Consider the following 10,678-nt stretch of genomic DNA (forward strand, 5'->3'; position numbering starts at 1 on the left):
CGGGACAGACGGTCAGTCTGCTTCCGGATCTTTTTTTGCTGCTTTTTTCTGGTAATAGGCTTCGTTGGCTTTCTTTCCTGCATCGATCAGGCGCTCAAGACCTTCTTCCGGACAGAGAAAGCTTCCCAGAGGATAAGGAGTTGTTGTATACAAACCGTGGAAATCGGTTCCTCCGGTCATAAAAAGATCGTGTTCTTTGCACAGAACCTTGATCTGTTCCATGGTCTTTTCATCGTTGCGGGGATGATTCAGTTCAATTCCATCCATCATGTGATCCTCGATCATCATTTCCATCAGCATTGGATTTTTGTACTGTCCCGGATGAGCCAGGACCGGGACTCCGCCGCAGGAACGAATCAGCCTGACTGCTTCCATGGCGTCCATGTAATCCGTCTGGAACTTATGAGGGCTTCCAGGATGGAAAAGCTCCCTGTGGAGTTCTCCAATGGGCTGGCCGGTGTATCCCATCAGGGATAAAACCTGCATGATATGGGTATAGTAAATGCCGGTGCTCTGACGGGAAGCTTCGTACAGCTGGTCCATTGTAATGGGATATTCATCCATCAGGGACTGATAGGAACGAATCACAGAATCAGAAAAAAGCTTCAGATCCTTGTCCAGGCGTTTTTGAAGACGCTTGGTATCCGCCGGATAATAGCAGAGCAGATGAACATTAATACCAGTTTCTTTGTGACGGGCAGCAATTTCCACAGCCGGAATCACATGGAGATTCAGCTCTTCCCCCAGTGCGCAGGCCGCAGGTATGGAATGAGTAGATTCATGATCCGCGATGGCAATATAGTCCAGATGAATTCTTGAGGCATAGTGCAGGAGCTGGTCAATATCCATTGCGCCATCAGATAATACAGTGTGACAGTGTAAATCGGCTTTCATAAAGTTCTCCTTTCAAGGCAGATAGATGTATTAGTTTCGCGTGTTAAAAAGAGCCGGGACTACTCTAATTTTCTAAGGATTTTCAGAATGTCATCGACTGCGTGGTGGAAGGTTTCCTGATCTTCCAGGGACAGCATATTAAATTTGCTGGAGAGCCGTTCTTTGACAAGGCGCTGTTCTTCTTCAATAAAGGATTGTCCCTGTTCGGTGAGACGAATGTAAACTTTCCGCCGGTTGTCTCCCATATGGAATCTGGTGACATATCCTTCTTTAACCAGAGGAGCAACAGCCCGGGTTGTCTGTTCTTTGGAAGAGGCAATGTATGCCGCAGTCTGAGACATGTTCAGATGTTCTCTGCTGTAAAGGGCAAATAAAATCAGCATCTGGGTTCTTGTAAAACTGACTGAATGCAGATCAATGGTGTTAAAAAGAAGTTTTTGCACCACAGGGAATATTTCCATAAGCGCAGAGATGTTTTTCATAGATTTCGTATCCTCCTTTGTATCATGAAATCTGACTAACATTTATTATAGCATTTTGTTTAAGAAGGTCAATGATTGACAAATGTCAAATAAAAGAGTAAAATTATATTGATAAAAATCAACTTTTGCAGCGTAAGGAGGGAACTGGAAAGATGACGAGAGAGAACCTAAGCAGTTATCTGAAGCGTCAGGCAGTTGTTTGCCGTGATCATTGTGAGATTGATAAAGAATTGTACGAAAAATTTGGGGTAAAAAGAGGTCTTCGTGATAAGGAAGGGGTCGGAGTTCTGGCGGGCCTTACTAACATTTCCAATATACAGTCAAGCAAAATTGTAGATGGGAAAAAAGTTCCGTGTGAGGGACAGCTTTTCTATCGGGGTTATAATATATATGATCTGGTGAAAGGATTTCTTTCCCAGGACAGATACGGCTTCGAGGAAGTAACGTATCTTTTATTGTTCGGCATTCTGCCGGATCAGCAGCAGTTAGCGGAATTTCGGGAAATTTTAGTATCCGGGATGACGCTTCCGAAAAATTTTACAAGAGATGTTATTTTAAAAGCGCCAAGTAGTGATATTATGAATTCTCTGACGAAGAGCATTCTTACACTGGCTTCTTATGATGACAACGCCTCTGATATTTCAATGGAAAATGTGCTGCGCCAGTGTCTGATGCTGATCAGTGTATTCCCGATGCTGGCAGTTTACGGATATCATGCCTACAATCATTATGAAAATGATGACAGCTTGTATATTCACCGACCGGATCCACAGTTTTCCATGGCAGAGAACATCTTAAGGCTTTTAAGACCGGATAAATCATTTACGCAATTAGAAGCCAAAGTGCTGGATCTTGCTCTGGTGCTCCATATGGAACATGGAGGAGGAAATAATTCCACTTTCACAACGCATGTGGTAACTTCTGCCGGATCCGATACGTATTCCGTTATTTCAGCGGCTTTGTCTTCTCTGAAAGGACCAAAACATGGAGGAGCCAATATCAAAGTCGTAGAAATGATGAAAGATCTGCGTTCCAGTGTGGAAGATGTAACAGATCGTGATCAGGTGGAGGAATATCTGAAGAAACTTCTTCATAAGGAGGCTTTTGATAAGAAAGGACTGATTTATGGAATGGGGCATGCGGTTTACAGTATTTCTGATCCGAGAGCCCAGATTTTCAAAGAATTTGTTCAGAAGCTGGCTGAGGCCAAAGGAAGGGATGAGGATTTCAGACTGTACTCTATGATTGAAAAACTCGCGCCGGAAGTGATCGCAAAAGAGCGTCATATTTATAAGGGTGTAAGCGCAAATGTAGATTTTTACAGTGGTTTTGTCTATAGTATGCTGGACATTCCACTGGAATTGTTTACACCGATTTTTGCCATGGCAAGAATTGTAGGATGGAGTGCTCACAGGCTGGAAGAACTGACCAATGTGGATAAGATCATACGGCCGGCCTATAAAAGCATAGGAGAAGAAAAAGAATACATTCCATTGGAAGACAGATAAAAGCAAAAGAGAGTCCGGAATATCCGGACTCTCTTTTGTCTGGCCGCAGCCTGATTTGTAATCTGAAATGTGATATCGTTTCATGGAGAGATAGAAGAAAGGGTAATCCATAAAACGCTTATTTTCAGATTTATAGAACAGTCAGGCGGCCGGCGGCATATCAAATACCGCCTGTCATGCCGCTGTCTGTAAATCCTGATTTAAAGATCAGCAATAACTGTAGAAGCCGCTTCTACCTGATTTCCTGTATGGAAGCTGATTTCTTTGGCGTCGCCCATTTCTGTCACAACCATGATTGTGATTGCAGGGTGGCCGGCTGCTTTGATCTTTTCCTGGCTGAAACGAATCAGAGGATCACCGGCTTTTACAACGTCACCGACTTTTACTAATGGTTCAAATCCATCTCCATTCATATCTACGGTGTCCAGACCGATATGGAGGAGGATTTCAGTTCCGCTTGCGAAACGGAGTCCGCAGGCATGGTTGCTGCCTTCCATAACGATGGTGACAGTACCGTCTGCAGGAGCAGTTAATACATCATTAACCGGATCGATAGCCATACCGTCTCCAAGTGTTTTGCTGGAGAATACAGCATCTGGAACTTCTTCAATAGGAACAGCTTTTCCGGTAAGAAAAGCTTTTAATTCATGAACTTCACCGGCTGGAAGTTCTGCGGCAGGAGCCTCTGCAGCAGGAGCCTCTGCGGCTGTCTCTTCTTCTGCTGTATCGCCTTTATATTTTTTCTTTCCAACAGTCAGTGTTAAAATCAGAGGAATTACAATTGCGATAACAGAGCAGATTGCAAATAAAAGCATGTATTTTGGCTGAATGGAAAGGATTCCCGGAAGTCCTCCGACACCGATTGCATTTGCGGTGATACCTGTTGTAACACAGATGCATCCTGCAACAGCGGAACCGATCATACCACATAAGAATGGGAAGCCATACTTAATATTTACACCAAACATTGCAGGTTCTGTTACACCAAGGTAGCAGGAGATACAAGCCGGAATAGATACTTCTTTTGCTTTTTCATCATGTTTCTGAAGGAAGATCATTCCAAGTACGGCAGAACCCTGCGCGATATTGGAAAGAGCGATCATTGGCCAGAGAGTGGTTCCTCCAAAGTCAGCGATCAGCTGAAGGTCGATCGCGTTGCTCATATGATGGAGTCCGGTGATAACCAGCGGAGCATATACAAATCCGAAGACTGCACCGAACAGACTCTTAATGCTGGATGTCAGACCAGCGTTTACGACATCAGAGATTGCTGTACCGATAGTCCATCCGATTGGTCCAAGGATGAAATGTGCAATCATAACAGATAATGTTAACGCGAAGAATGGTACAACGATCATGGAAACAACCGCAGGACAAATCTTGCGGAAGAAACGCTCTAAGTACACTAAAGTAAATCCGGCGAGGATTGCAGGAAGTACCTGAGCCTGATAACCAATCATGCTGACATGAGCGAAACCGAAATCCCAGTATGGAATATCTGCGGCAGCTGTGGAAGCAACACTGTAAGCGTTCAAAAGCTGAGGAGATACCAGTGTGATACCGAGGACAATACCAAGGGACTGGGTCGTACCCATTTTCTTCGTGATAGACCAGACAATGGATACTGGCAGGAAGTGGAATACCGCTTCACCGATCAGCCATAAGAACTGGTACACACCGTTCCAGAATACGGATGTCTGAATCAGAGACTGTGTTCCGTCACCAAACATGTAAATCTCACCGATGATGTTTCGGAAACCTAAGATCAAACCACCGGTAATGATGGCAGGGATCAATGGTGAGAAGATTTCAGCCAGATCAGACATTAACTTCTGAAGTCTTGTCTGATTGGATTTTGCCGCGTCCTTTGCCGCCTCTTTTGAGACACCTTCGATTCCGGCAACGGCTACAAAGTCGTTGTAATATGTGCTGACTTCATTTCCAATGATAACCTGGAACTGTCCTGCCTGTGTGAACGTTCCTTTGGTCGTTGGAAGAGCTTCGATTGCTTTGACGTCTGCGATCTTTGGATCAGCCAGGACAAAGCGCATTCTCGTAACACAGTGTGTTACGGCTGAGATGTTTTCTTTACCGCCGACTAATTCGAGCAGCTGACGGCATTCATCAGTAAATTTTCCCATATTTTACCTCCATTTTCTTAATAAGTTCCATCCTGTACGGACAAGTTTCTTTATGCTGTTATTATAGCTTGTCCGGACAAGTTTGTCAACACTTGTTTAAACAAATTTACAAAAATACTGTATGTTGTATAAAGGATAGAAACTTTTTGGATAGAAATAAAAAGAAGGTATCTGTTTTCAGATACCTTCTTTTATAAGAGAGTCATTCAGGCGCTGTGCCTGTTCATAGAATGCGAATTTATCCGGACGGTGTCTCGATTGTGTAAATTCAAACATTATGCCGTCGCCGTTGAAGGTCCAGCTGCTGACAACCGCCAGGCAGTTGTAATCCTTCATATTCATATATCTTTCATCGATCTGGGTGATATGTTCTACCGTCATTCGACGTTTGGTCGTAACGATCTTCTCTCCAAGTTCATGTTCCATGTAATCATAAATGGATTTTTTAGCGATTTCCGGAGTCAGATTTTTTACGACATCCTTTAGAAAATAGTTATGATCGATGATCAGGGCAGTTCCTCCAAAATAACGGACCCTTTGAAGATAGTAAATTTCCTTACCCACAGGGAAAGAGGTTCTCTGATGGATATGCTGATCCACTGTCAGTTCAGCAAAGCAGATAATCTTTGTTGTGTAATCTTTCTGGTTCCTGCTTGCAGCTTCCTTCATACTCTCTATCCCATCAAGTATAAACTCGGACTGGTCTTTTGGACGATAAATAATATTGACTCCTTTGCCCTGGATACTCTGGACGTAGCCGTTTTTTGCAAGAAGCTGGACGGCGCGCCGGATGGTATTGCGGGAACAGTCAAATTCTTCAATCAGAGTGTGTTCAGATGGCAGGAAGCTGGTAGGAGGATATTCTTCATGTTCAATTCGCTCTCTTAAGATCTCATAGATGTGATGATATTTCGCGGCAGCCATCATTTTCACCTCGTTTCACTTGTTTATACAACTAAGAATATCATATTAAAAAAAAAACTACAAGACTTTCAAGAAAAAGAAAAATTTTACAAATCAAATGAGAAAAAATGTGAGTAAAAAGGTAGTTGAAAAAAATTGTCATAAACGTATATTGTATTCAATTTTGAATATGTTATACTCTTAGAAAAGTTAGCTAAAACTAACTTTGAAGCAAAGATTGAATCAAAGAAAAAGGAGGCGCAGTCATGAAATATTTTAAAGAGTGGGAAGGTTTTCAGGGAAGACTCTGGAAAGAAGAAGTCAATACGAGAGATTTCATTCAGGAAAACTATAAACCATATGATGGAGATGAAAATTTCCTGGCCGGACCAACAGAAGCAACCAATACCCTGTGGGGAATCCTGCAGAAACTTCAGAAAGAAGAACGGGCGAAAGGCGGCGTGCTGGATATGGATACGGATATCGTATCAGGTCTGACGTCCCACGGCCCTGGATATATAAGTGAAGAAACAAAAGACCTGGAAAAGATTGTCGGATTACAGACAGATAAACCTTTGAAACGTGCGTTTATGCCATTTGGCGGGATTAAAATGGCAGAAGAATCCTGCCGCAATTATGGCTATGAGCCGTCAGAAGAACTCCATAAGATCTTTACCGAGTACGCAAGAACTCATAATGAAGCAGTATTTGACGCCTATACGCCGGAAATGAAAAAGGCACGTCATAACAAGATCATTACCGGGCTTCCGGATACATATGGAAGAGGAAGAATCGTTGGCGACTATAGAAGAGTGGCTCTGTACGGCGTGGATTTTCTCCTGGAAGAAAAGGAAAATGACTTCAATAACTGCGGATGCGGAACCATGACAGATGATGTGATTCGTCTGAGAGAGGAAATTGCCCTGCAGAAGAAGGCCTTAAGAGGCATGAAAGAAATGGCGGAAATCTATGGATATGATATTTCAAGACCTGCCAAAGATGCAAGAGAGGCCATTCAGTGGATGTATTTTGCATATCTTGCAGCCATCAAGACACAAAATGGCGCAGCCATGAGCATTGGACGAGTGGCTACTTTCCTTGATATTTATATTCAGAGAGATCTGGAGAAAGGAATCCTGACAGAAACACAAGCTCAGGAACTGATCGATCACCTGACCATGAAATTCCGCATGGTGAAATTTGCGAGAATCCCTTCTTATAATCAGCTGTTTTCCGGAGATCCGGTCTGGGCAACTCTGGATCTGGCAGGAATCGGTGTAGATGGACGTTCCATGGTGACGAAGACAGATTTCCGTTTTCTCCATACACTGGAAAATATGGGACCTTCTCCAGAACCAAACCTGACAGTGCTGTATTCTTCCGCACTGCCGGAAAACTTCAAGAAATACGCAGCGGATATTTCCATCCGAACAAGTTCTGTGCAGTATGAAAATGATGATGTAATGAAACCAATCTGGGGCGATGATTACGCTATCTGCTGCTGTGTATCCGCGACACAGACCGGGAAAGAGATGCAGTTCTTTGGAGCGAGAGCAAACCTGGCGAAATGCCTGCTCTATGCGGTTAACGGCGGAGTGGATGAGAAGACAAAACAGCAGGTAGGACCTCAGTATATGCCGGTAACATCTGAATATCTGGATTATGATGAAGTGCTGGCAAAATATGATGCCATGATGGACTGGCTGGCAGATCTGTATGTGAATACGCTGAATCTGATCCAGTACATGCATGATAAATATTATTATGAATCAGCTCTGATGGCTCTGATTGATACAGAAGTTAGAAGGACGTTTGCTACAGGAATCGCCGGATTCTCTCATGCGGTAGATTCACTGAGTGCGATTAAATACGCGAAAGTAAAAGCAGTCAGGGATGAAGACGGAATTGTTACAGGATATGAGACAGAAGGAGATTTCCCGAAATATGGAAATGATGATGATCGTGCCGATGACATTGCAGTATGGCTGTTAAAGACATTCCTGGAAAAAATCAAGAAACATCACACCTACAGAGAATCTGAGCCGACGACTTCTATTCTTACAATTACATCTAATGTCGTTTATGGAAAGGCAACAGGATCCATGCCGGATGGAAGAAAGGCAGGAGAACCGCTGGCACCGGGAGCAAATCCAAGTTATGGAGCAGAGCAGAACGGACTTCTGGCATCTTTAAATTCAGTGGCAAAACTGCCGTATGAGTGGGCGCTGGATGGAATTTCCAACACACAGACCATCAATCCGGACGCTCTCGGACATGAGGCGAAGGAGCGGATTGATAATCTGGTCCGTGTTATGGACGGATATTTTGATCAGGGAGCACATCATCTGAATGTCAACGTTTTTGGAAAAGAAAAACTGATTGATGCCATGGAACATCCGGAAAAAGAAGAATACGCAAACTTCACGATTCGGGTATCTGGCTATGCGGTAAAATTCATCGACCTGACCCGGGAACAGCAGATGGATGTTATTTCCAGAACCTGCCATAAGACAATGTAATGAAAACGAAAGCAGCAGGAAGGATTCATTCGCTGGAGACCTTTGGACTGGTGGATGGACCTGGTGTACGATTTGTAGTATTTATGCAGGGATGCCGAATGCGGTGCAGATATTGTCATAATCCGGAAACCTGGAGTGAAACAGCCGGAGAAGAATGGACGCCTGAAGCCCTCCTTGAGAGGGCCTGGCGTTATCATAATTACTGGGGTGAAAATGGAGGAATTACCGTCAGCGGGGGAGAGCCCCTGCTGCAGATTGATTTCCTAACAGAATTTTTCCGGCTTGCCAAAATAAGAGGAATCCATACGGCTCTGGACACCTGTGGACAGCCGTTTACAAAAGAAGAGCCTTTTTATGGAACATGGAAGAGGTTAATGGAATATACGGATCTGGTAATGCTGGATTTGAAGGAGATGGACTGCCAGCGTCACAAAGATCTGACCGGATGGGACAATGATAATATTCTTGCGATGGCCCGGGAAATATCTGAAATGGGGATTCCCATGTGGATCCGTCATGTCCTGGTTCCAGGCCTGACCGACGACCGGGAAGGTTTGATCGGCCTAAGGCAGTTTATGGATGGATTGAAAACCATAGAGAAATTTGAAATCCTTCCATATCATACACTGGGAACATTAAAATGGGAAGAAATGGGATTGGACTATTCCCTGGAAGGCATCATGCCGCCCACAAAAGAAGAGGTAAAAAAAGCAGAAAAAATTTTCCAGTAACGAAAAATATTTCATAAATGACTGGACAACGTCAAGGAAATATCGTATGATACATTTAGTTAGAATAGACTAACTCAAAAAACAACATAAACAAAGCCAAAAACGACCGATCTTCCTTCCGGTCGTTTTTTGTTCACTATGCTGTATCATGTATCAGACGTCACTATGTTCGCTTAATTACAGGAAATTGATGAAGAAACTGCCGTCTGCGCTGCCTCACGGATTTTTTCGGACAATATCAGGATATTTTTTGTATCTTCCAGGCTGTGGACGCTGTTCTCTGTTTTTCCGGATTTTATATCCTGGATTGCAGCCTGGATTTCCATGGTCATATCATCACCCAGGATAGGATTTTCCCGTCTTATAACAGAACCATCCTGCAGTGTGATCGTGTAGGAAGAAATTCGATTAAAAAGAGGGACTTCAATTTTTCCTTTTGTACCCTAGATCAAAGCTGTGCGGTCAGTTCTGCGGTCAATGGCGCCTTCGGCGAAGGCTGTATATCCGCCTGAGAAAACCAGATCCGCAGAAAAATATTCCTCAATTCCTTTCCGGACTTTAAGGGTGGATTTTACATCTGTGATCGGATCCTCACAGAGACCAAGGATAAATCCCAGTGCGTAGCTTCCGATATCATTTAATGCGCCGCCTTGTTCCGGATCAAAAAGGAAGCAGGAAGGCGGCATGCCGGAAGCATCAGAACAAAAAGAAGTTTTTAGATGGCGGATTTGTCCGATCAGAGGAAGATCTTTTTTCAGATGTTGGAACCCGTCATTAAATTTTGTCTTGAGAGCTTCCAGACAGTAAGTGCCGGTGTCCTTTCCTTTTGTGCGGATGATGTCTGCATTTTTGGAAGAAAGGACGAGTGGTTTTTCACAGAGAACCGGAATGTGGTAATCCATGGCGCGCAGAATCCATTCTTTATGATACTTGTGCGTCAGTGCAATATAGACTGCCTCTACCTGAGGATCCTGCAGCAGAGTTTCATAGTCACGATAAAGTTTTACCTGAGGATGTGCTGCCAGGTAAGGATCATTTTCAGGAACGGACCTGGAGGCGATGGCAGTAACCCTGCCTTCATCTGTTGAAGTGATGCTTTGAATGAATTTATGGGCGATGTTTCCAAAGCCGATGATTCCGAAATTCATAAGAAAACTCCTTTCAAATAATAACTGATTCTATCATAACATGCTGCAGGTTTTTTTCCTATGAAACTTTCATGCCGTGGCCACTTGGCACCACCATCAATGAAACATAGCTATAACTTTTCAGTTACTTGCCATGGTTTCAGGTGTATACTAAAGATAACGGCAAAGTTCGATTTTTATTTGAGCCAACAGCTCGCCTATAAAACTGAATGTGAGCTTCCTCATTTGAACCACCATCTGTCCAGCCGCACCGCGGCAGAAGGACGTACAGTAAAATATCAAAAGACAGGAAGCTATGCCGTAAATTCTATCCATGGAGGTAGCATTATGGAAAAAGTTTACGACAAATGTT

Annotated in this window: 9 protein-coding genes; 3 read left to right on the forward strand and 6 right to left on the reverse strand. The window is 43.5% G+C overall.

Features of this window, described 5'->3' with window-relative positions; genetic code table 11:
* Positions 1-12: 12 nt before the first annotated feature.
* Positions 13-894, reverse strand: a complete 882-nt coding sequence (locus JMF81_RS16410) for a PHP domain-containing protein (protein WP_243282635.1) — start codon at positions 892-894, stop codon at positions 13-15.
* A 59-nt stretch (positions 895-953) separates the two neighbouring features.
* Positions 954-1,376, reverse strand: coding sequence for a MarR family winged helix-turn-helix transcriptional regulator (locus JMF81_RS12175; RefSeq protein WP_243282637.1), 423 nt, complete (start codon positions 1,374-1,376; stop codon positions 954-956).
* Positions 1,377-1,528: 152 nt separating this feature from the next.
* On the opposite strand from JMF81_RS12175, the gene JMF81_RS12180 reads away from it, so the two are divergent.
* The gene (locus JMF81_RS12180) at positions 1,529-2,884 is read left to right on the forward strand and encodes a citrate/2-methylcitrate synthase (protein WP_201311713.1); all 1,356 of its coding nucleotides are present in this window, start codon (positions 1,529-1,531) and stop codon (positions 2,882-2,884) included.
* 200 nt (positions 2,885-3,084) lie between these two features.
* Here JMF81_RS12180 and treP read toward each other — a convergent pair whose 3' ends face one another.
* Together treP and JMF81_RS12190 are read right to left on the reverse strand one after the other, a co-directional pair.
* A complete protein-coding gene (gene treP, locus JMF81_RS12185; RefSeq protein ID WP_201311714.1) occupies positions 3,085-5,025 on the reverse strand; it encodes a PTS system trehalose-specific EIIBC component in 1,941 nt (646 codons plus the stop codon).
* Positions 5,026-5,202: 177 nt separating this feature from the next.
* Positions 5,203-5,949, reverse strand: a complete 747-nt coding sequence (locus JMF81_RS12190; RefSeq protein WP_201311733.1) for a UTRA domain-containing protein — start codon at positions 5,947-5,949, stop codon at positions 5,203-5,205.
* 245 nt (positions 5,950-6,194) lie between these two features.
* Between JMF81_RS12190 and pflB the strand changes: the two genes are divergently transcribed.
* Positions 6,195-8,447: a formate C-acetyltransferase gene (pflB, locus tag JMF81_RS12195; RefSeq protein WP_201311715.1), complete on the forward strand. Its 2,253-nt coding sequence runs from the start codon at positions 6,195-6,197 to the stop codon at positions 8,445-8,447.
* Positions 8,447-9,178, forward strand: a complete 732-nt coding sequence (gene pflA / locus JMF81_RS12200; protein ID WP_201311716.1) for a pyruvate formate-lyase-activating protein — start codon at positions 8,447-8,449, stop codon at positions 9,176-9,178. The genes pflB and pflA overlap by 1 nt, the downstream gene beginning before the upstream one ends.
* A 173-nt stretch (positions 9,179-9,351) precedes the next feature.
* Here pflA and JMF81_RS16415 read toward each other — a convergent pair whose 3' ends face one another.
* Both JMF81_RS16415 and JMF81_RS12205 read right to left on the reverse strand, forming a co-directional pair.
* On the reverse strand, positions 9,352-9,510 hold the full coding sequence (locus JMF81_RS16415) for a hypothetical protein (RefSeq protein WP_243282638.1): 159 nt from the start codon (positions 9,508-9,510) through the stop codon (positions 9,352-9,354).
* 111 nt (positions 9,511-9,621) lie between these two features.
* Positions 9,622-10,326, reverse strand: a complete 705-nt coding sequence (locus JMF81_RS12205; protein ID WP_243282639.1) for a Gfo/Idh/MocA family protein — start codon at positions 10,324-10,326, stop codon at positions 9,622-9,624.
* Positions 10,327-10,678 lie beyond the last annotated feature (352 nt).

The sequence above is a fragment of the Anaerostipes butyraticus genome, from assembly GCF_016586355.1.
GTDB lineage: Bacteria > Bacillota > Clostridia > Lachnospirales > Lachnospiraceae > Anaerostipes > Anaerostipes butyraticus.